The organism is Nonlabens sp., from assembly GCF_051251825.1.
GTDB lineage: Bacteria > Bacteroidota > Bacteroidia > Flavobacteriales > Flavobacteriaceae > Nonlabens.
Map to the genome: position 1 here is coordinate 75,895 of NZ_JBPOGG010000005.1, position 21,144 is coordinate 97,038.

The window sequence follows — 21,144 nt, forward strand, 5'->3', positions numbered from 1 at the left end:
TTACCAAAGCTCACAACTCATCGCTAATTCATATATTTACCCAACTAAAAATACAGCATGAAAATACTAGTTCAATTTTGTAGATGGTTTGTAGGTATCTTATTTATATTCAGTGGATTAATTAAGGTTAATGATCCTTTAGGATTCTCTTACAAGCTGGATGAATATTTTAGTGCAGCGGTTTTAGGTTTGGAGTTTTTGCAGCCTCTGGCATTACCACTTGCTATATTTTTAGTTGTTTTTGAAGTTGTTTTAGGAGTGATGTTACTTATCGGTTTTCAGAAGAAATTTACGATTTGGTCACTATTATTAATGATTGTATTCTTCACCTTTTTAACTTTCTATTCTTGGGCGTTTGATAAAGTAACTGACTGTGGTTGCTTCGGTGATGCGATTCCATTAGTGCCGTTTGAATCCTTTATAAAGGACGTTATTCTCACGATTATGATTGTGATTATGTTTTTTAACATGAAGTATATTCAACCGCTTTTCGCGAAAGCGAAATTAAAATACATCGTGCTCGCAGTAACCATAATCTGTTTTGCAATTGCATATTACGTGTTGATGCATTTACCTATCCTAGATTTCAGAGCTTACAAAGTAGGTGTGAATATTGAAGAAGGAATGGCCGAAGATCCTAACCGACCAGACGTTTATACTTATGACTGGTATTATACCATAGACGGAAAAGAGGAAATAGTATCTACTGATGGTGCGCCACCAAGCGGTTATCCTAAATACGATAAGGTAGAACCTAGATTACTTGAAAAAGGCTTTGTGCCACCTATTCATGATTTCTCGATAGAAAGAAACGGAGAAGATTTTACAACAGATATTCTATCTAAAGAAAAAATTGCATTAATTATCACCTATAATTTGAGCCTCGCCGAAAGTGATGGGCTATATAAAATGAATGCCTTTATAGATCGTGCAGAAAGTGCTGGTTATGAAGTACTGGCACTAAGCTCCTCGCCAGATTCACAAGCGCAAGAAGTAATGAAAAAGTATGGTTTTGAAACCACGTTTTATGTTACTGATGCTACTGCTCTTAAAACAATCATACGTTCTAGTCCAGGAATAGTATTGCTAGATAAAGGAACTATCGTGGCAAAATCTCACTGGAATGATGTGGAGAAGTTAGAGCTATGATAACTTATGTCCTGCGCAAGCTAGGCTATGCGTTATTGACTCTTTATGGAGTTGTAACGGTAGTTTTCTTATTGTTTTATATGTTACCTGGTGATCCAGCGCAAATGATGATGGGACAAAATGAGAGCGCAGAACAACTTGCGATTGTGAAACATAAATACGGTTTTGACCAGTCGCTGGGAACGCAGTATTTATATTTCTTAAATGATTTATCACCGCTATCTTTTCATAGTACTGATGCTGGAGATTTCACGCATGATGATAGTTCTAAATACAGCGCAGTAGCACTCTTTACCATAGGAGAAACACAAACTGTGTTAAAGTGGCCTTACCTCAGGCAGTCTTTCCAAAAAACAGGTAAAAATGTAAGTGCCGTGATCAGTGAGACATTACCTAATACTATGATTCTCGCTGTTGCAGCGATAAGCGTAGCACTATTTTTAGGTTTGTTTCTAGGAGTAATTTCAGCGTTATATAGAGATGGCTGGTTGGATAAATTAATTCAGGTGGTAAGCACAATGGGAATGAGTGTGCCGTCTTTTTTTAGTGCAATATTATTTGCCTTTCTATTTGGTTATGTGTTGCATGAAGCGACTGGATTAAATATGAGTGGTAGTCTTTATGAAATGGATGATTATGGTGAGGCGATGCACATTCAATGGCGCAATTTAATCCTGCCAGCGGTAGTTTTAGGAATAAGACCACTTGCCGTAATCACTCAGTTAATGCGTAATAGTTTGCTGGAAGTTATGGGACAAGAATACATCACTACGGCTTATGCAAAAGGATTAACCATTTTACAGGTATTTAAAAAGCATGCGTTTAAAAATGCACTCAATCCGGTAGTTACTGCTGTAAGTGGTTGGTTTGCCAGCATGCTAGCAGGAGCTGTGTTTGTAGAGTATATATTTAACTGGAATGGATTAGGTAAAGAGATTGTAGAAGCACTCAATACACTTGATCTTCCAGTAATTACAGGAGCAGTGTTAGTAATTGCCACACTCTTTATAATAATCAATATCTTTGTAGATGTGATTTACGTTTGGCTCGATCCTAGAGTGAAACTGGATTAACACTTACTTTAAAAACAGCAAAATGAGAAAAAACATAGTTGCAGGAAACTGGAAAATGAATTGTGATTTACCCATGACACAAGACTTAATAGGTGAATTGAGAAAAGCACTTAAAGCAGATTATAATTGTGAGTTGATGATCGCACCATCGCATCCATGTTTATATCCAGCATTTAATAGTACCCTTGATACTCCTATAGAAGTGGTAGCTCAAAATGTAAGCGAACAAGAAAAAGGAGCTTTCACAGGTGAGGTATCTATTGATATGTTGCAAAGCGTAGGCGTTAAGACAGTAATCATAGGTCATTCTGAAAGAAGAGATACTTATGGTGAAACAGACGAATTGCTTGCTGCAAAAACTAAAGCAGCTGTAGAAAAAGGAATGCGTGTTATCTTTTGTTGTGGAGAACATCTAGAACAACGCAAAGCAGGAAATCATGTGAGCACTGTAACTTCTCAAATTGAGAAAGGATTATTCCAGCTGAGCGCTTCTCAAATGGAACAAATAGTTATTGCTTATGAACCTGTATGGGCGATAGGAACTGGAGAAACGGCAAGTCCAGAGCAAGCTCAAGATATGCATGCAGAGATCAGATCATTTGTGCAAGCAAAATATGGTGACATGACTGCTAATCATACGAGTATTCTATATGGTGGAAGTGTAAAACCAGCAAACGCTGCTGAGATTTTTGCAAAGCCAGACGTAGATGGTGGATTAGTAGGTGGAGCATCTTTAGACGCAGCATCATTCCTCGCAATTGCCGATGCTTTCTAGAAAACTCATTTTAAGTCTCTTATTACTTCTTCCTTTTTTAGGAATAAGTCAGACTGATTTTGGGTGGAAACTTGCAAAAGCCGCAAGTCAGCTCACAAATGATGAGGTCATTTATAATGGTGCTTATTTTTCAATAGATTATCCTAACGGTGATGTGCCAGTAGGGTATGGAGTTTGTACAGACGTTATCATAAGAGCTTATCGCAAGCTAAATATCGATCTTCAAAAGGAAGTTCATGAGGATATGAAAGCACATTTCAGCGCTTATCCACAAAACTGGGGACTGCGAGGAACTGATAAAAACATAGATCACAGACGTGTCCCTAACTTGAGACGATTTTTTGAAAGGCACAATGCTTCTCAATCAGTCACAAAAAACGACTCAGATTATAAACCTGGTGACGTAGTAAGTTGGGTACTCTCAAACGGATTGACTCACATAGGAATAGTAAGCGATAAGAAAGTGCCCGATACAAACCGATTTTATATGGTGCACAACATAGGCGCTGGACAGGTCTATGAAGATTGCCTTTTTCAATTTAAAATAACAGGACATTACAGATATGAGCGATAGCGTTACAGATCAAATTTATATAGAATATCAATTCACAATCAAGCCGTTAGAGCCTTGGAATGACATCTTAATTGCTCAACTTGGCGAGGTAGGTTTTGAGAGTTTTGTGGAGACAGATACTGGAGTTACAGGTTACGTGTTGCAGTCGCTGGACACAGATCATATTCTTGAAAATGTAGATGTGATGAGTAGTAAGCTGGTTGATATCGCTTTCGCGAAAGCGGAAATACCACCAACAAACTGGAACGCAGAATGGGAGAAGAATTTTGACCCGATTACCGTGGACAATCGCTGCGAGGTGAGAGCACCATTTCACGAACCGACTGGCGTGGAATATGATATCGTAATTGAGCCAAAGATGAGTTTCGGGACTGGTCATCATCAAACTACACACATGATGATCCAGCATTTATTAAAAGAAGATCTATCTGGATTGTCAGTTCTCGACATGGGAAGTGGAACTGGCGTGCTGGGAATTCTAGCTCAAATGCGTGGTGCAACAGCTGTGGACGCCATAGATATCGACACATGGTGTTATGAAAATGCGCTTGAAAATGTGGAACGTAATAAGGCAGATAAGGTGCGAGTTATCTTAGGCGGCGCTGAACAACTCGATTGTAAATTGTATGATTTTATAATCGCAAATATTAATAGAAATATACTTCTTCAAGACATTCCACGTTATGCAAATAGTCTTAAATCTGGTGGAACAATTCTTTTCTCTGGTTTCTATACTGAAGATCTAGAATTAATTAAACAAGCTTGTAATAAAGTAGGTATCCAGTACGACTCACACATAGTGAGAGATAATTGGGTAGGATTAAAAATGGTAAAGAATTAAACTTTAAGAGACTTTTAATTTAATAAATAATATCTTTTATATCTTTGTAATATGATGATTATGAGTACAAAAGAAAAAGTAGCTCCAGAGTCCGAAGTTGATGTGCTGGAACAAATAGAGAATAAAATTATTCTTTATAATGATGAGGTGAACACCTTTGACCATGTCATAGACATGCTGGTAGCAGCTTGTGATCACACACCTATCCAAGCTGAGCAGTGCTCTATGATCGTGCATTATAAAGGGAAATGTAGTGTGAAAACAGGTTCATATGATGATTTAAAACCACGATGTACTACGCTACTTGAAGCTGGTTTAACAGCTGAGATTGAATAAAAACTTTTTATTTTATAATGACTAAGACCTGTGATTTCTCAGGTTTTTTTATGCTTAATTTTTTCTGAATAACAGTTAAACTGTTAAATATTATCAAAAGTATATTGACGTTAATAGTATTGCTATTAGTATTGTAGTGTAATACAATTACTATGGATCGATTACTGCAAAATTTAAAAGTACAAATTAACGACAAGATCTTCATTAAAGATCCAGAATCGTCTGAGCTGGGACAACGTATCATTAGCAACAGCATTGAGATGATCCATGAAATGGGTTTTGAGCAGTTTACCTTTAAAAAATTAGGTAAAAAGATAAGTTCTAATGAAAGTTCTGTTTACAGGTATTTTGAGAATAAACACAAGCTTTTATTGTATCTAACTTCATGGTATTGGGGCTGGTTAGAATATCAACTAGTAATAGATACTATAAGGATAGTCCAGCCTGTAGAACGTTTAACTCGTGCTGTTGAAATAATCACACAACCTACTCAGTTTGATTCAAAGTTTGAGCACATTGATGAAGTATTGCTTAATAAAATTGTCATTGCAGAGTATTCAAAGTCATACCTCACTAAAGAAGTGGACGAAGAGAATAAAAATGGCTATTTCACAATTTATAAGCGATTAGTAGAGCGCGTTAAGGATATGATACTCGCAGTTAATGAGAACTACCCTTATCCTTCTTCACTTAGTAGTACCATATTAGAAGGAGCATTACATCAACATTTTTTAAAAGATCATTTTAAGAAGATGACAGACTGTAATGATCAAGTATCACCTACTGACTATTTCAAACATTTAGTATTCCAAACTTTAAAATAAGAAATGGCTACACAAAAAAATATTTTAACAGCTTGGCAGCGTTTGGTAAGAATGCTCAAGCTTGATAAAAAGGACGTTAGACAAATCTTTTACTATGCGATTTTTGCAGGACTGGTAGGGTTGTCTTTACCTCTTGGTATACAGGCAATTATTAACCTAATTCAAGGTGCTCAAATGAGTACATCTTGGATTATACTAGTAATACTTGTAACATTAGGAGTCGCCTTTGGAGGAGTTTTACAGCTCATGCAAATAAGAATTACAGAAAATATTCAACAGAAGATTTTCACTCGTTCCTCATTTGAATTTGCTTATCGCTTTCCTAAAATAAAAATGAGCGAGCTGCACGGAATTTATCCGCCAGAGCTGGCAAATCGATTTTTTGATACTTTGACGATCCAAAAAAGTCTTTCTAAGATTTTAGTGGATTATCCTACTGCTTTATTGCAAATTATATTTGGACTGGTTTTACTTTCTTTTTATCATCCATTCTTTATTATTTATGGATTTCTACTTGTGTTGCTGGTTTATATTCTATTCAAATTTACGGCCCAGAAAGGACTTGATAGTAGTTTAATGGAATCCCAAAGCAAATATAAAGTGGCACACTGGTTACAAGAAGTGGCACGTTCCATAGTGAGTTTTAAACTATCTGGTAAAACCACTCTTGCTGTTGATAAAAATGATGAGTTGACATCTCAGTATTTAAAATATAGAGAAAAGCATTTTAACGTATTGATCAGTCAGTTTACACAAATGATAGGTTTTAAGGTTCTTGTAACTGCAGGATTATTACTTATAGGTGGGATTTTAGTATTGAGTCAGGAAATGAATATAGGTCAGTTTGTTGCCGCTGAGCTTATTATACTTATCATTATCGCTGCAGTTGAAAAGTTAATTACTGGTCTAGAATCAGTTTATGATGTTCTTACTTCATTAGAGAAATTAGGTAACGTTGTCGATAAGGAACTAGAGCCGCTAGATGGAGAAAAACCATTTAAAGAAAATGAGAATTATAAAGTAGACCTAGAACACGTTTCTTATGAGGTGCCAGGAAGAACCTTACCTATTATAGATAATGTAAGTTTGAGCATATCTTCTACCTGTACCATCGCATTACGAGGTGCAAATGGTAGTGGTAAAGCAACATTGTTGAGACTTATTGCTGGAATTGTAGAACCTACAAATGGAAACATTTATATCAATAATACAGATTTGAGAGGTGTGAATCTCAATTATTATAGATCACATTTAGGGCAATCACTTACTGAGGAAACTCCATTTGAAGGAACGTTGAGAGAGAATATCACTTTTGGAAATACTGAAGTTACAGATGAAGATGTGTACTGGGCTCTTGAAAAAGTAGGACTTAATGAATTCTTGAAAAAACTACCTCTCGGATTAAAAACAGTCCTTTTTCCAGAAGGTAAACAGCTCTCTTACACAGTTTCAAAGAAAATTGTATTAGCTCGCAGCATCGTACGTAAACCAAAGATGTTGCTTCTCAAGGATCCGTTAGATCAATTTGATGAATTAGAAAGTGTCCGTATCATGGATTTCTTGACTGATAAAAGTAATGGTTGGTCACTATTAGTAGTTAGCCAAAATCAAGATTGGCTGAGCAAATGTAGTCGTGTGATCACCTTAGATCACGGTAAATTAATTGAAAATAAATAAAAGAGCATGCTTAATATTTCTCAAACAGAACTAGTGGAGAGGCTTGATCTTAAAAAATATAGGTCAGGTAAAAGAGTGCTAGAACGCAAACATTATAAATACTTTAATAGATTTATTGCAGGAGCAGCAATAGCTTGTATAATTATATTATTCCTACCATGGACGCAAAATGTGAATGGTAACGGTTATGTTACCACATTAACACCAGATCAGCGCCCACAAACTATTCAATCTACTATTCCAGGTAGAATTGAACAATGGCACGTGCGTGAAGGTGATTATGTTGCAAAAGGTGATACCATACTTCGCATTAGTGAAGTCAAGAGTGAATATTTTGATCCTAATATTGTCGAGCGTACTGGTCAGCAAATTGATGCTAAAACTATGACAGTTTCCTCTTATGGAGAAAAGGTAAAAGCTCTTGAAAATCAAATAAGTGCTCTTTCTCAAGAACGCCAGTTGAAACTAGAACAAGGACGTAATAAATTAATGCAGTCTAAGTTAAAGGCAAAAAGTGATAGCATAGATTTTATCGCAGCTCAAACCAACTTAAAAATTGCACAAACACAATTGGAACGTGCTCAAACTTTAAATAACGAAGGCCTAAAGCCTATGACTGAGGTCGAGCAAAAGAGATTAAAAACGCAAGAAACTGAAGCTAAATTAATCTCTCAAGAGAATAAATTACTCACTAGTCGCAACGAAATTATAAACGCTCAAATTGATTTAAATCGCATCCAGCAAGAGTATGCAGAAAAAATTGCCAAAGCGAGAAGCGATCAATTCACAGCTCGTTCTAGCCAGTCAGACTCTGAGGCTGAAGTTTCTAAACTAGAAAATGCACGTACTAATTATCAAATGCGTAACGACCTTTATTTCATCACCGCACCACAAAACGGTTACATAAATAAAGCTATAATTGGTGGAATAGGAGAATCATTTAAAGAAGGACAACCGCTAGTTAACGTCATGCCTGCAGACTATGACCTTGCTGTTGAGACTTTTGTCGAGCCTCTAGACTTGCCATTGATTCATCTTGGAGAGGAAGTGCGCGTCCAGTTTGATGGCTGGCCTGCTATCGTATTTTCAGGTTGGCCTAACGTTTCTTATGGAACCTATGGTGCAAAAGTGGTCGCCGTAGAAACCTTTATAAGTGATAATGGAAAGTACAGAGTTTTACTCGCGCCAGATGAGGATGATCATCCATGGCCTAGCGCATTGCGCGCTGGTTCAGGTGCTTACACGATTGCGTTGCTGGAAGATGTTCCTATTTGGTATGAGTTGTGGCGACGCTTGAATGGTTTCCCACCTAATTATTATCAGCCTAAAAATGATAAAGATGCCACTAAGAAAAAGAAGTAATTTACTACTTGTCATAGGATTGCTCAGTGGTTTATTAATGAGTGCTATGATTGTTGAGAGTCCGCTTTCGCGAAAGCGTATTCAAAACAACCTACAGCAACCTACCGTTGCGCTGGATTCTACTGAGATGAGTTTTAAGGAATACATGGGTTTTGTAAAAGCGCATCATCCTATCGCAAAACAAGCGCAACTACTCATCGATGCTGGACAAGCAAATTTGCTGCGTTCTCGTGGTGGATTTGACCCAAAGATTGAGGTAGATTATGATCGTAAAGAGTTTAAAGGAACCGAATACTACGACCAATTAAACGGTATGTTTAAAATACCGACGTATTATGGAGTGGAATTTAAAGCTGGAGTAGAACGTAATGAAGGAACGTTCCTGGATCCTTCAAATACGGTTCCAGATGATGGACTCTACAGCGCTGGAGTAAGTGTAAATCTAGGTCAAGGTTTATTAATTAATGACCGTATGGCGACCTTAAGAAAGGCCAAAATTTACAATCAGCAAACTCTAGTAGATCGTGACTTATTAGTAAATGCGGTGCTGTATGAAGCAGCGTTAGCATATTTTAAATGGTGGGAAATATATGAGGAATATAAAGTTTATGATCAGTTTTATGATAATGCTCAAATTAGGTTACAGGCTGTAAAAAGCAGTGTGCGTGCAGGAGATAAAGCAGCAATAGATACGGTAGAGGCTGGAATAGCTGCTCAAAACCGCGCTCTTAGTAGAGAACAAGCTCGAGTGCAATTAGTAAAACAACGACTAGAACTCGCAAATTTTTTATGGCTGAATGATGTTCCAGTTGAATTGCAAACCAATATTATTCCGCAAGCGGCGCTTGATGAGGAGATTGATGCAACACTAGAGATATTTGGATTTGCGTTAAGTGAATTTACCGTGGATAATCATCCTAAGTTGCGTTCTCTCAACTTTAAAATTGATCAACTCGATATAGATAGAAGACTGAAAGCAAATAAATTGTTACCTAAATTAACTTTGGATTACAATTTTATTTCACCAGAGTGGAATGAATTCAATAGTTTTCAAACCGCAAATTATAAAGGAGGAATTACCTTCTCAATGCCGTTGTTTTTAAGAAAAGAACGTGGTGATTTAAGACTAGCAAACATTAAAATCGCCGATGCTCAATACGACCTTGCAGCAACCCAATTAGAAATTAAAAATAAAGTAACCAGTATTTTTAACGAGTTAGATTCTTATAAAACTCAGGTGAAAATGATTAACGGAATCGTAGAATCTTCTCAAATCATGTTAACTGGAGAAGAGCGTAAGTTTGAATTAGGTGAAAGTTCATTATTCTTGATTAATAGTCGTGAGATAAAATTAATAGACTCTAAGCTTAAGGAAATAAATACTTTTAAAAAACTTTTTATCTCAAAAGCTAACCTATTCAAGAGTCTAGCAGTAATGCCTGAGAATTTATAGCGTGTAGGAAATATTTTCACGCAACCTATTGGTAATTAGTTCATCTATGTAATAAGTCAGTAATCTAAAAGTTCTTTTTGTTAGCCTTTTTAGTACTGATTTACACTAACTTACAACCATAAACTAACTACCATGAAAAGATTTTTACTCTTAGCAGTTTTTCTGTTTACCACCGTAATTTCAGCTCAAATAAGTGCTGGGCCAGTATCAGATTATTTAGTATGTGATGATCCTTCAAACGACGGAATTGAGAATTTTGATTTAAGCGTTTGGGATGCTCAAGCCATAGGAAATCAAAATCCAGCGTCTCTAGTTGTTTCATATTTCCTCACACAGGCAGATGCTGATAACAACACTGGAATGTTGCCAACTAACTTTACAAACACAATAAATCCACAAGATATATTTGTGCGTGTAGAGGATTTATCTACAAATGCTTTTGCTACAACTATAGGAACGCTAACAGTGGATTCTATTCCTATTGTAAATAATCCTCAGGTCTATACTTTTTGTGGTGTAATGAATGCTGCAGGATTAGTAACTGTAGATGTTTCTCAAATAGAGCCAGTTTTATTAAATGGACAAACAGGCTATAGCGTTACTTACCATTTTTCTCAACAAGACGCAGATAGTGGTCTTTTTCCACTCATAGGTAATCTTACTCAACCGGCAAATTCAGCCGTAGATATTTTTATACGTATTGAATCTTCGGCTTTATGTTATACTGTGATCAACGTTGTGGGACAATTTGTGGATTGTGGAAATCAATCTCAAGTAGCAGATCTTCAAGCATGTGAAGACCCTAATAACTCTGCATGTTTTGATTTACAAGAAAATGACTTTGCGGCATTAGGCACTTTTTCACCTAATAGCTATCAGGTATCATATCACATCTCACAATCAGATGCTGATAATGGTGTAAATGCTTTAATATCTCCATATTGTACGGCAACGGCACAACAAATTTTCATAAGAGTAGAGGATAGCACTAATAATACGGCAGTAGACACTACTCAGTCTTTCAATTTAATATTGAATCAATCTCCACAAACTTATAATTTTACACCTATCACAGGTTGTGATGATGATGGTGATGGGTTTGTAGAATGGATGAGTAGTTCCGTGATTTCAGAAACTACAGGAATTCCTAGTAATGTGACTTCATGGTCCACAGAGTATTATTTAACAGAACAAGATGCGTTATCTCAAATTAACTCATTAGGAATTCTAAGCAACTTTGTTACTGATGTAAATACAACCTTAGTTTATGTAAGAACACAATTTAACCCAACGGGTTGTGTAGGAGTTTCACCGTTGCAATTAAATATTGACCCTAACTGTTTTTCTATAGGAAACCCATCACACCTTATTCAGTGTGCAGATCCTGGAGCGCCAGTTTGTTTTGATTTAACTCAGCATGCTGCACAAATCATGGCAAACAACAATCCGATAGACTTCACTTTATCCTACCACAACAGCGATGCCGATGCAAATGCAGGTACAAACTCAATCGCAACACCTAGTAACTATTGTGTGAATTCTAATCAGGTGATTCATTTCAGATTAGAAGAGAACGCAACTGGAGCTTATAGAGTAGGGACGTTTGATTTATTCATTAATACTTTTATTTATATGAATAGTCTTGGACTCAGTCTAGAAGAGTGTGATGCTGATTTAGACGGATCTGTTGATTTTGATTTAACACAAATAGCAACTCAAATCATTCCTAATGGGACACTGACATATTATGAGGATCCAGTAAATGCTGAAAATCAAACTTCACCTATTACGACTCCAACTTTATATAATCAATTAGTAACAAGTCAATTTACAAATGTTTTTGTGAGAGAAACTGTAGCCGGAGATTGCGACTTGATATACTCACTAGAATTAAATGCATTAGGAAATTGTAATAACTCATACTTATGTGATAATGCACTTTCGCTTTGTGATCGTATAGGACAACCATTTGTAAATATTTTCGACGGTTCAACCGCTGAGGCTGGAAATTACTATCCGTTCTCACAAGCTGCAGGACCTAGAAATCCTTCATGGTATTATATTCCTATTGAAACTAGCGGAGATTTAACACTAGAAGTATGGCAAAACACGCAGCCTGATTTCTTAGGGCAAGATCTTGATATTGATTATGCACTTTATGGACCTTTTTCTACAGCTACAGGTGGTTGCACAAACGGAATCACACAGGCTAACTATGTAGATCATAGTTTCTCTGTTGCTATGCCTGAAATAGCACAAATCAATAACGCGCAAGCAGGCGAGTATTATTTACTGTTAACTTCAAACTTCTCGAGCCAGCCAGGATTCTTGAAAGTTGAAATAGGTGCTGGAAGTACGGCAACAGTAAATTGTGACGGTATAAGAATGCAATCTATACTAGACGTGAATCTTAATGGAGTAGTGGACGCAAGTGATGTTCCTTTCCCATTAGGGATATTCAACTGGGAAAAGAACATGAGTGGTAATGTGATGCAAATCGCTACACCAGAATCTGCTTATGCGGTTTATGATTCAGATCCTGCAAATAGTTACGATCTAGGTTATAATGTATTACCAGCTTATGCGGCAAATTATTCAGTATCGCCAGCAACTTATACAAACCAAACCATTCCTGCAGGCTCAGGTCTAACCACTAGAGATTTTCTAGTGACGCCACTCACAGCCTATGAAGATGTTGCGGTTTATATCATCCCACAAGAACAACCACGACCAGGATTTACCTATAAAGAAACAGTGATTTATGCAAACCTAGGAACCACACCAGTTCCTGTAGGTCAACTACAATTTACTTATGATTCTCAATTAACCATAGTTGCCGTGGATGATCCAGCAGCTGTGATAGGAGCAACATCTGTTGATTTAAACTACGCTAACTTATTGCCATTTGAGTATCGTACTATGGAAATAGAGATGCAAATCCCTACTATTCCTACGATTAACTTAGGTGATTTGTTAACTAACACGGCGAGTATCACACCAGTTGCAAACGATATTACACCTGGTAATAACACAAACGTGAGCTCACAAATCGTGATAGGTAGTTATGATCCTAACGATAAAATGGAATCTCGTGGTGAATTCATCAACCCAGCGGAATTTGGCGCAGATGACTATTTCTACTACACTATCAGGTTTGAAAACACTGGAACAGCAAGTGCAATTAATGTGCGCATAGAAGACACGCTGGATGCTCAACTGGACTGGAATAGTATTGAAATGATTAACGCGAGTCATAATTATGTGATGGAACGCATGGAAGAGCAAGTAGTATGGAGATTTGATAACATCTTGTTGCCAGACTCTACGACAGATCCTGTAGGAGCAAATGGTTATGTGTATTTCAAAATCAAGCCATTATCACGTACTGAAGGAACTGTAATTCCTAATACGGCGGAAATCTACTTTGATTTCAATCCACCTATTATAACTAACACGTTCACATCCACATTCCGCACGCCACTGAGCATTGATACAGTAGATGAGGTGACATTCAACTTGGTGCCTAATCCTACTTCGGGAATAGTTCAAGTGAACTTGCAGCATGGAATATTAGAAAATGCAGAGCTGGTTTTATATGATGTGAGAGGAAGAATCACGCTTTCGCGAAAGCTGACTAACAATAATCCTCAACTAGACTTAACAGACCTTCCAGCAGGAATATACATTGCTGAGTTGCGCAATGGAGACGCTGTTTACACTACAAAAGTGATGAAGCAGTAAACAGAATTTAAATTAAATACAAAAGCCTCGATTCCATGGAATCGAGGCTTTTTTAATTAAATAGAATTTATAATCTATAGTTCCTATAGAAATCATCAATCCACTTCGTCGTTGATATCGTTTTCCTCGTTGTAAATTTTGGTGCTTTCTGCTGTGAGTCTGTATATTTCGTCCAGTTCTTCTTGAGTTAAATCTCGGTAAGTTCCTTTAGGAATATCGAGCTCTACGTTCATGATACGTATACGTTTTAACTTAGTCACACGATAATCGAGATACTCGCACATGCGGCGTATCTGTCTATTCAATCCTTGAGTAAGAACAATTCTGAAAGTTTTGCGACCTATTTGTTCTACCTCACATTTTTTAGTAACCGTTCCTAAAATGGGAATTCCGGCAGCCATGCGTTGGATAAAACGATCATTGATACTATGGTCTACGGTAACGATGTATTCCTTACCGTGATTATTACGAGAACGCAATATTTTATTAACGATGTCTCCATCATTAGTCAAAAATATAAGCCCTTCACTCATTTTATCCAGTCGGCCTATCGGGAAAATACGAGTAGGATAATTGATGAATTCTATAATATTATCTGGTTCTACTCGAGTATCAGTTGTACATACTATTCCAGTAGGTTTATGAAAAGCGATGTAAACTGGTTTCTCTTTTTTCTTAGAAATAGGCTCACCATCTACAGCTACTTCATCATCAGGTTGCACTTTTGTTCCCATTTCAGGAACAGATCCGTTGATAGTAACGCGGCCTTTCTCGATCAACTTATCAGCAGCGCGACGTGAGCAAAAACCTTGTTCACTCAAGTATTTATTAATGCGTATTCCTTTGTTTTCAGACATGGGACAAAGGTAGGATTTTGAGATTGTTTTCAAGTAAAATAAAATCGTGGTCTAGGTATAAATAATCCTAATTCAATAAACATTCTTAGATTATGAGTTTAATTGAATATCTTTAAGGAACCTAGGGAAAGTTCAAGAGAAGATGAGAAAAATAGAGTTTACACATAAATGTTCAGAAAACTGGGATGGAATGAAACCTCATGCCCAAGGTAAATTTTGTTCACAGTGCGATAAATCGGTAGTAGATTTTACTGATAAAACAGCTCAGGAAATATCAAACTTAATGTCTAAGCATAAAAATAATTTATGTGCTCGCATGACATCTGAGCAACTTAAAATGATATATCCTGAGCCTCAATCTCCAACTTTTAAACTTCCTTATTCTAAAATTGCATCAACAGTTATGATTGCGGCAAGTATAGGTATTTCCTCAACTGCGCAACAACAGGAGCCTTCATTAAATCCTTCGTTAAATCAAACGCAAGCCAGCACTGATTCTATGTCAAATGCTGTTTCCGTGAAAAAGGAAAGTGTTATTAATAATGAAAATCAAAATGTCGAGTTTGTTAAGTTAAGAGGATTAATAACTTTTCCAGATTCTGATGATCCTTTGCCTAATGTTAAAATCACCTTCTATGGTCTTGCTAATTTTGTAAGCACCTATTCTTTAGAAGATGGAACTTTTCTTCTTAACGTACCTAAAAATTTAGTGAGTGATAAAAACTTAGTTAGCTACACCTTTGATGACGCTCAGTTACCTGAAGAGTATGTAAAGGGTTACTTTCATTATGAATCTATTGATGTGGTTTTAAATGAGAGAGAAGTACAAGTGTATCACAAGTTAAAAGCTAGACATGCCGAAGAATATTTGGGCGTTTCATCTTCATTTATCGTTGATAAAAACCCTGCAATTGTAGTGAATGGTGAAAAAGTTCCTTATCGATTTTACAAAAGATTTCTTGCTGGAAAAAGTGTCGATATTAATTTTTCTCAAATGACAAGGAAGTATGTTGAATTTAACGTAGCTGAGAAATTTTATGGAAACAGAGCCGCCGGCGGACTCATTTTATTCTACAATCAAATCGCAGAATAAATATTTATTTGATTTAAGATAAGATTATCTTTGTCATTCAATTTTTATCATGACTCCACAAGAACAATTTTTAACTGAGATTTTATTTAGTAACCTTGAATATGAAGATAAAGGTGACGGTATTTATGTATTTGAGGCTTTAGTATTTAAAGAGCTTATTGAGCGTTGCCGTACTAATGGAGTAGGTGCTTATAGAATGTTAGTGTGGAAAGATAATGAAGTGATGACCATTGCTTTACACGATGATTTCAATAAAAAAGCAACCGATGTAAGATGGTTGAAAACAGCGTTCTTCAAATATTTCTACGAGGATAAATCTTGTAAATACAGCACAGAGTTCAAGATTTCAGAAAAATTACTGGAACGCAAAGAAATGTTTGTTCCTAAAGTAAAAGACGAGGAAGAATAGATAAACTCTATTTCTTCACTATATCACGCACGATTTTTAAATGATGCTCTGTGTGAATCCATAAAAATTTCTTGGATTGCTTCACATTTAAATCTCCAAATAAAGGATGTTTAAAATGACATTGCGCATCAAGGCTATCAATGGATTTTAATCCTTCCATAGCTTTTCCTAGTCGTTCCGTCAATTCAATTTTTGTGATGTTTTCTTCGGGCAATACATGTTTAGGAGAACGACCTTTTCCTCTTGGAATTTTTTTAAAGGTCATGATCATCCATTTCATGAAGGTGAATTTAGGTTGGTACTCTTTAGGATTTGAATTTTCTAATGCTTGCGGAATTCCATTAATAACACGCAAGGCATGATCTAGCTGCCAGTAAGTATCTACTTTAGAAACAGCAGGATTTGAAATAGCACCTAGTTCAATGAACTGCTCTATTTCTTGGAGTTGATTGTGAAGCTTTTTCAAAGTTAGTAAATATCTTTAATGGTAAATTTTTGATTATTAAAACTCACTATATCGGTAACCATTTTATGCTTAATAGCAACACCTATAGGTGATTGAAGCGAAATACAAAAAACGTCTTTACCATCTACAGTAATTTTTCCCATTCCAGCACTTATATAAAACCAGCCAGCTGGTAATTGAACCATGGCGCCTGGTTCTACCTGAGTACATTTTTTAGAAACTTCTATTTTTTTGATTTGCTCAAGAATTTTAGAAGTGTCGGCAAGTTGTCTTTTAAAGAGATCTTCTTCATTTTGAATCATGGCCATACCAGTTTCATACTTATCTCCAGCGCTACTTTTAGTTTCGTTTTGCTTAGAATCCATTAATCGGTCTAAATTTTTATGGATAGTAACCATGCGGTCTTCTAGAATGTGAAGACAGTGATTATAAACCTCTTTTTTAAAAGCAATAGATTTCATATAAAATAGTAAGCTGTAAAAGTAAACAATAAGATACCGAAACAATAGAAAACAAAAAAGCCTCACGCACGAAGCTATGAGGCTTTTTCTTCTACTAACCTAAGTGATTATGGTCTCAATACAAAATCAATGGCATGTACGACACCATTTATGGCAGTAACATCTGTTACTACTACGTTTGTTTCTGTTCCTGTTGCGTCAGTAATAACTACTCCAGCTGTTGTATTTATTGTGAAAGTTCCAGGTCCTATAGGGTCTACTACCATTCCATCCATAATATCTCCAGCTCTTACTGCTGCGCCGCCTACCACGTGATAAGTAAGAATGTCTGATAGAGTTGCAAGATTAAGGATATCTTGTACACTTGAGATTCCGTCAGCAGGATCTGCGTCTATAAGTGCTTGAAATGCATCATTAGTAGGAGCAAACACTGTGTAATCAGTGGTAGTTAAACTCAATGTAGGAACTAATCCTTCTTGATCTACTGCTACGACTAAATTAGAGAAAATAGGGTTTGCTGCTGCAAGTGTTACTACGGTAGGTAAAGCAATAACTTCATCCACTACGTGTACAACACCATTATCTACTGAGTTATCAGCAGCGGTTACTTCAGCACCACCATTTAAAACAACACCTGTTGTAACATCTACATAAAGATCAAGAAAATCTCCGTCAGCGTTTTGAGCATTTGTTTTTACATAGCCGCTAGTTAAGTCTGTAGAGGTTGCCACAGTACTTAAAACGTGATTACGTAATGTATTTCTCAATACTAAAGTAGGTACGTCATCTATAGTTGCAAATCCGTTATCGTCTAGGAATTGTTGGAAAGCAACATCAGTAGGAGCAAAAACCGTAAATGTTCCACCGCTTTGATCAAGCGTTACATCCAGTCCTGTTCTTAATAACGCAGCATTAAGAATTGTAAAATCTGGGTTATCTACAGTTAGGTCATATGCAGAATTATTATTGTCTAACACGTTTCCGTTGTCATCATCACCGTCACAAGAAATCGCGCTTATGGCGATAACTGCAAGAAATAAAACTTTGAAGTTTGTTAATAGCTTTTTCATGGTTTTGGGTTTTAGTTTATTTTGTTACCTCAAATATAGATGCTATAACGAAGTGATTTGTTTAAGAGTTTGTTAAAAAAGGTAAACAAAACCATATTGCTAAGACGATAGCATTTTTAATGGTGCGCTATAAGTAAAATCAACAGGTATCTTAATTAAACTCTTGAAGAGAAGAATTATTTTTGCACCATGGCAAAAGTAGTAGTAGGACTTTCTGGTGGAGTAGATTCAAGCGTCGCGGCATACCTCTTAAAAAAGCAAGGTCACGAGGTAATAGGTCTATTTATGAAAAACTGGCATGATGACAGCGTTACCATAAGTGATGAATGTCCATGGCTTGAGGATTCAAATGACGCTATGCTCGTGGCAGACAAGCTAGGAATACCATTCCAGACTGTAGATTTAAGCAATCAATATAAAGAACGTATCGTCGATTACATGTTTGACGAGTACGCACGTGGACGCACACCTAATCCAGACGTGCTTTGTAATCGCGAGATCAAGTTTGATGTTTTTCTAGATATCGCACTAGAGCTAGGAGCAGACTATGTCGCCACAGGTCATTATTGTCAAAAACAGACTTCTATCATCCATGGAAAAGAAGTTCACCATTTAATAGGTGGCGCAGATTTAAATAAGGACCAGAGCTATTTTTTATGCCAAGTTTCTCAAGAACAACTCGCCAAAACACTTTTCCCAATAGGTCACCTTCAAAAACCTGAGGTACGTGAAATAGCTGCTGCACAGGATTTAATTACAGCCGGAAAGAAAGATTCACAAGGATTATGTTTTATAGGTAAAGTAAGATTACCAGATTTCTTGCAACAGCAATTAAAGCCCAAAATTGGAGATATAATAGAAATTCCAGCCCAACTAAGTATAGAGAAAGCAGCTGTTGAGAGTGGAGAAGATGAATTTGTCACACTTTCGCGCAAGCGTAAATACCATCCACATGAAGGTAAAAAACTGGGCACACATCAAGGTGCACATTATTTTACTCGTGGACAGCGCAAAGGACTTGCCGTAGGTGGAACGCCAGATCCGCTATTTGTCATTGAGACAGACGTGGAGACTAATATCATTTATGTAGGTCAGGGAAAACAGCATGCAGGACTATACCGTCGCGGACTGTTTATAGATCAGAGTGAGCTGCACTGGATCCGTGAAGATCTTGCGATTGCTGCAGGAGATTCTATGGAAGTCATGGCGAGAATACGTTACCGTCAGGCGCTGGAAAAAGCCATGTTACACGTTGTTGAAAATGGTGCATATTTAATTTTTGACACACCGCAAAGTGCGATTTCGTCAGGACAGTTTGCCGCCTGGTATCTTGATAATGAGTGCTTAGGTTCGGGCGTTATTGCTTAACTTGCCGTTATGAGAATAGTTATTTGTATCGTTTTTTATCTCGCTTTCGCGAAAGCGTATGCACAAGAATTTCATGCTTTAATTTACTTTACAGATAAACCTAACGTCGCTGCCAGTCTTGCAACACCGCAAAATATACTGACTCAAAAAGCCATTCAACGCAAGGCGAGACATGGAATAGCTATCGATTCTCGAGATGTTCCAATGAATCAGAATTATGTGGCACAAGTAAAATCGCAACCTGGGATTACCTATAAAACTCAATCTAAATGGTTCAATTGTGTGCACGTGACTGGACTCGAGGCAGATATTAATGCGCTGAGCTCACTGTCTTTTGTAGCGAGTATAGATTTTAGAGATCCCAGTAAAATGGTTCAGCAGCCTTATCGAGATAAATTTATTGAAACGACCACGCCACCACTTACTTATGGAAATGCTTCTAACCAAATAAGCATGATAGGTCTCAACACCTTACATGATACTGGAAACACAGGAACTGGAGTTACTATTGCAGTAACAGATAGTGGTTTCCCAAACGTGGATACAAATGTAGCTTTTAACCAATTGCGCGGTAATAATGGTATTGCTGGCGGTTATGATTTTGTAGCTGGAGATAATTCCATATATGGTGATCACTTTCATGGCGCTCGTGTATTGAGTATAATGGCAGCACATGAAAATGGGAATTTTGAGGGCAGCGCGCCCGATGCGCAGTATTATTTATTCCGTACAGAAGATGTTGCTAGTGAAACACCTGCCGAAATGAGTTATTGGGTTGCAGCAGCTGAGCGAGCAGATTCCTTAGGAGTAGATGTCATGAACGTGTCGTTAGGTTATCTAGGTTTTGATAATTCCAGTGAGAGTTTGAGCTATACAGATCTCGATGGACAGACCGCATTTATATCTCGAGGAGCAAATGTTGCAGCAGAGAAAGGAATGATCATCGTAGTAAGTGTTGGTAATTCAGGAACCAGCGCATCACATCCCTACATCGCCGCACCTGCAGATGCTGATGGAGCGTTTACCATAGGATCTGTAAACGCGACACGTCAGAAATCCAACTTTTCTAGTATAGGACCAACGTTTGACAATAGACTAAAGCCTGATGTCATGGCGCAAGGAACATCTACTGCATTAGTTGATGAAAATGGAATACTGGTGAATGGAAGTGGAACTTCATACAGCGCTCCAGTGATAAGTGGAGCTATTGCGTGCCTGGTTCAAGCTTTTCCTAATCTTACACCACAACAAATTCAGACGGCAGTAGAAGAAAGTTCAGATAATTTCACAACACCTAATAATCAATTGGGTTATGGAATTCCAGATTTTGGCGCTGCGTTTACAACCTTGAGTACTTTGAATGTGGAGTCGGTAGACTTTAATTTTTATATAAAAGAAAAGCAGTTAGTCGTTGTTTTACCTCAAGAGCATCCAGCGGTAACGGCAAGATTGTATAATTTGGTAGGTCAGTGCGTGTGGCAAGGAACTATAGAAAGTAATACGCCAGTTGAATTAGATTCTTATAATTCTGGAATTTATATATTACAACTAGATGGAATAGATGAAGTAGTTAAGATAGCTTTTTAACTTCTTATTAAAAGCACCTTGCCTCAGA

General features: G+C 37.0%; 19 protein-coding genes. 15 read left to right on the forward strand and 4 right to left on the reverse strand.

Features of this window, described 5'->3' with window-relative positions; translation table 11 throughout:
* The first annotated feature begins 57 nt into the window (after window positions 1–57).
* The 11 genes from ACSHWW_RS07975 (at window position 58) to ACSHWW_RS08025 (ending at window position 13,805) form a co-directional block, all read left to right on the forward strand.
* A complete protein-coding gene (locus ACSHWW_RS07975; protein WP_435681910.1) occupies window positions 58–1,149 on the forward strand; it encodes a BT_3928 family protein in 1,092 nt (363 codons plus the stop codon).
* Window positions 1,146–2,222, forward strand: a complete 1,077-nt coding sequence (locus ACSHWW_RS07980) for an ABC transporter permease (protein WP_435681911.1) — start codon at window positions 1,146–1,148, stop codon at window positions 2,220–2,222. Before ACSHWW_RS07975 ends, ACSHWW_RS07980 begins: the two co-directional genes overlap by 4 nt.
* A gap of 22 nt (window positions 2,223–2,244) precedes the next feature.
* Window positions 2,245–2,997: a triose-phosphate isomerase gene (tpiA, locus tag ACSHWW_RS07985; protein WP_435681912.1), complete on the forward strand. Its 753-nt coding sequence runs from the start codon at window positions 2,245–2,247 to the stop codon at window positions 2,995–2,997.
* Window positions 2,987–3,571 (forward strand): DUF1287 domain-containing protein, encoded by a 585-nt coding sequence (locus tag ACSHWW_RS07990; RefSeq protein WP_435681913.1) that lies wholly within the window; start codon window positions 2,987–2,989, stop codon window positions 3,569–3,571. Before tpiA ends, ACSHWW_RS07990 begins: the two co-directional genes overlap by 11 nt.
* Window positions 3,561–4,412, forward strand: coding sequence for a 50S ribosomal protein L11 methyltransferase (gene prmA / locus ACSHWW_RS07995; RefSeq protein WP_435681914.1), 852 nt, complete (start codon window positions 3,561–3,563; stop codon window positions 4,410–4,412). Before ACSHWW_RS07990 ends, prmA begins: the two co-directional genes overlap by 11 nt.
* A gap of 60 nt (window positions 4,413–4,472) precedes the next feature.
* The gene (locus ACSHWW_RS08000; RefSeq protein ID WP_435681915.1) at window positions 4,473–4,748 is read left to right on the forward strand and encodes an ATP-dependent Clp protease adaptor ClpS; all 276 of its coding nucleotides are present in this window, start codon (window positions 4,473–4,475) and stop codon (window positions 4,746–4,748) included.
* 152 nt (window positions 4,749–4,900) lie between these two features.
* A complete protein-coding gene (locus ACSHWW_RS08005) occupies window positions 4,901–5,572 on the forward strand; it encodes a TetR/AcrR family transcriptional regulator (protein ID WP_435681916.1) in 672 nt (223 codons plus the stop codon).
* A 3-nt stretch (window positions 5,573–5,575) separates the two neighbouring features.
* Window positions 5,576–7,249: a peptidase domain-containing ABC transporter gene (locus ACSHWW_RS08010; RefSeq protein WP_435681917.1), complete on the forward strand. Its 1,674-nt coding sequence runs from the start codon at window positions 5,576–5,578 to the stop codon at window positions 7,247–7,249.
* A 6-nt stretch (window positions 7,250–7,255) separates the two neighbouring features.
* Window positions 7,256–8,611 (forward strand): HlyD family secretion protein, encoded by a 1,356-nt coding sequence (locus tag ACSHWW_RS08015; RefSeq protein ID WP_435681918.1) that lies wholly within the window; start codon window positions 7,256–7,258, stop codon window positions 8,609–8,611.
* Entirely contained in the window at window positions 8,589–10,064 is a 1,476-nt protein-coding gene (locus ACSHWW_RS08020; protein WP_435681919.1) for a TolC family protein, read from the forward strand. The genes ACSHWW_RS08015 and ACSHWW_RS08020 overlap by 23 nt, the downstream gene beginning before the upstream one ends.
* A 132-nt stretch (window positions 10,065–10,196) precedes the next feature.
* Window positions 10,197–13,805: a T9SS type A sorting domain-containing protein gene (locus ACSHWW_RS08025; protein WP_435681920.1), complete on the forward strand. Its 3,609-nt coding sequence runs from the start codon at window positions 10,197–10,199 to the stop codon at window positions 13,803–13,805.
* A 95-nt stretch (window positions 13,806–13,900) separates the two neighbouring features.
* Here ACSHWW_RS08025 and rluF read toward each other — a convergent pair whose 3' ends face one another.
* On the reverse strand, window positions 13,901–14,662 hold the full coding sequence (gene rluF / locus ACSHWW_RS08030) for a 23S rRNA pseudouridine(2604) synthase RluF (protein ID WP_435681921.1): 762 nt from the start codon (window positions 14,660–14,662) through the stop codon (window positions 13,901–13,903).
* 142 nt (window positions 14,663–14,804) lie between these two features.
* Here rluF and ACSHWW_RS08035 point away from each other — a divergent pair, with 142 nt between their 5' ends.
* Window positions 14,805–15,755, forward strand: coding sequence for a hypothetical protein (locus tag ACSHWW_RS08035; RefSeq protein WP_435681922.1), 951 nt, complete (start codon window positions 14,805–14,807; stop codon window positions 15,753–15,755).
* Window positions 15,756–15,804: 49 nt separating this feature from the next.
* Window positions 15,805–16,164, forward strand: a complete 360-nt coding sequence (locus ACSHWW_RS08040; RefSeq protein ID WP_435681923.1) for a hypothetical protein — start codon at window positions 15,805–15,807, stop codon at window positions 16,162–16,164.
* A 7-nt stretch (window positions 16,165–16,171) separates the two neighbouring features.
* Here the strand turns inward: ACSHWW_RS08040 and ACSHWW_RS08045 are convergent, their stop codons facing one another.
* The 3 genes from ACSHWW_RS08045 to ACSHWW_RS08055 all read right to left on the reverse strand — a co-directional run bounded on the left by ACSHWW_RS08045 (window position 16,172) and on the right by ACSHWW_RS08055 (window position 18,161).
* On the reverse strand, window positions 16,172–16,630 hold the full coding sequence (locus ACSHWW_RS08045) for a DUF1569 domain-containing protein (RefSeq protein ID WP_435681924.1): 459 nt from the start codon (window positions 16,628–16,630) through the stop codon (window positions 16,172–16,174).
* 2 nt (window positions 16,631–16,632) lie between these two features.
* Entirely contained in the window at window positions 16,633–17,091 is a 459-nt protein-coding gene (locus tag ACSHWW_RS08050) for a transcription elongation factor (RefSeq protein ID WP_435681925.1), read from the reverse strand.
* A 107-nt stretch (window positions 17,092–17,198) separates the two neighbouring features.
* Window positions 17,199–18,161, reverse strand: coding sequence for a fasciclin domain-containing protein (locus ACSHWW_RS08055; RefSeq protein ID WP_435681926.1), 963 nt, complete (start codon window positions 18,159–18,161; stop codon window positions 17,199–17,201).
* A gap of 189 nt (window positions 18,162–18,350) precedes the next feature.
* Here ACSHWW_RS08055 and mnmA point away from each other — a divergent pair, with 189 nt between their 5' ends.
* Complete coding sequence (gene mnmA, locus ACSHWW_RS08060; RefSeq protein ID WP_435681927.1) at window positions 18,351–19,529, forward strand: tRNA 2-thiouridine(34) synthase MnmA; 1,179 nt, start codon at window positions 18,351–18,353, stop codon at window positions 19,527–19,529.
* A 9-nt stretch (window positions 19,530–19,538) separates the two neighbouring features.
* Entirely contained in the window at window positions 19,539–21,116 is a 1,578-nt protein-coding gene (locus tag ACSHWW_RS08065; RefSeq protein ID WP_435681928.1) for a S8 family serine peptidase, read from the forward strand.
* Window positions 21,117–21,144 lie beyond the last annotated feature (28 nt).

Excerpts from the sequence above, each read along its gene's own strand:
- prmA (WP_435681914.1), top strand. The coding sequence starts at position 3,561 with ATGAGCGATAGCGTTACAGATCAAATTTATATAGAATATCAATTCACA.
- ACSHWW_RS08025 (WP_435681920.1), top strand. The coding sequence starts at position 10,197 with ATGAAAAGATTTTTACTCTTAGCAGTTTTTCTGTTTACCACCGTAATT.
- ACSHWW_RS07980 (WP_435681911.1), top strand. The coding sequence starts at position 1,146 with ATGATAACTTATGTCCTGCGCAAGCTAGGCTATGCGTTATTGACTCTT.
- rluF (WP_435681921.1), bottom strand. The coding sequence starts at position 14,662 with ATGTCTGAAAACAAAGGAATACGCATTAATAAATACTTGAGTGAACAA.
- ACSHWW_RS08015 (WP_435681918.1), top strand. The coding sequence starts at position 7,256 with ATGCTTAATATTTCTCAAACAGAACTAGTGGAGAGGCTTGATCTTAAA.
- ACSHWW_RS08040 (WP_435681923.1), top strand. The coding sequence starts at position 15,805 with ATGACTCCACAAGAACAATTTTTAACTGAGATTTTATTTAGTAACCTT.
- ACSHWW_RS08055 (WP_435681926.1), bottom strand. The coding sequence starts at position 18,161 with ATGAAAAAGCTATTAACAAACTTCAAAGTTTTATTTCTTGCAGTTATC.
- ACSHWW_RS08020 (WP_435681919.1), top strand. The coding sequence starts at position 8,589 with ATGCCACTAAGAAAAAGAAGTAATTTACTACTTGTCATAGGATTGCTC.
- ACSHWW_RS08005 (WP_435681916.1), top strand. The coding sequence starts at position 4,901 with ATGGATCGATTACTGCAAAATTTAAAAGTACAAATTAACGACAAGATC.
- ACSHWW_RS07990 (WP_435681913.1), top strand. The coding sequence starts at position 2,987 with ATGCTTTCTAGAAAACTCATTTTAAGTCTCTTATTACTTCTTCCTTTT.
- ACSHWW_RS08050 (WP_435681925.1), bottom strand. The coding sequence starts at position 17,091 with ATGAAATCTATTGCTTTTAAAAAAGAGGTTTATAATCACTGTCTTCAC.
- ACSHWW_RS08065 (WP_435681928.1), top strand. The coding sequence starts at position 19,539 with ATGAGAATAGTTATTTGTATCGTTTTTTATCTCGCTTTCGCGAAAGCG.
- ACSHWW_RS08000 (WP_435681915.1), top strand. The coding sequence starts at position 4,473 with ATGAGTACAAAAGAAAAAGTAGCTCCAGAGTCCGAAGTTGATGTGCTG.
- mnmA (WP_435681927.1), top strand. The coding sequence starts at position 18,351 with ATGGCAAAAGTAGTAGTAGGACTTTCTGGTGGAGTAGATTCAAGCGTC.
- ACSHWW_RS08010 (WP_435681917.1), top strand. The coding sequence starts at position 5,576 with ATGGCTACACAAAAAAATATTTTAACAGCTTGGCAGCGTTTGGTAAGA.
- ACSHWW_RS08035 (WP_435681922.1), top strand. The coding sequence starts at position 14,805 with ATGAGAAAAATAGAGTTTACACATAAATGTTCAGAAAACTGGGATGGA.
- tpiA (WP_435681912.1), top strand. The coding sequence starts at position 2,245 with ATGAGAAAAAACATAGTTGCAGGAAACTGGAAAATGAATTGTGATTTA.
- ACSHWW_RS07975 (WP_435681910.1), top strand. The coding sequence starts at position 58 with ATGAAAATACTAGTTCAATTTTGTAGATGGTTTGTAGGTATCTTATTT.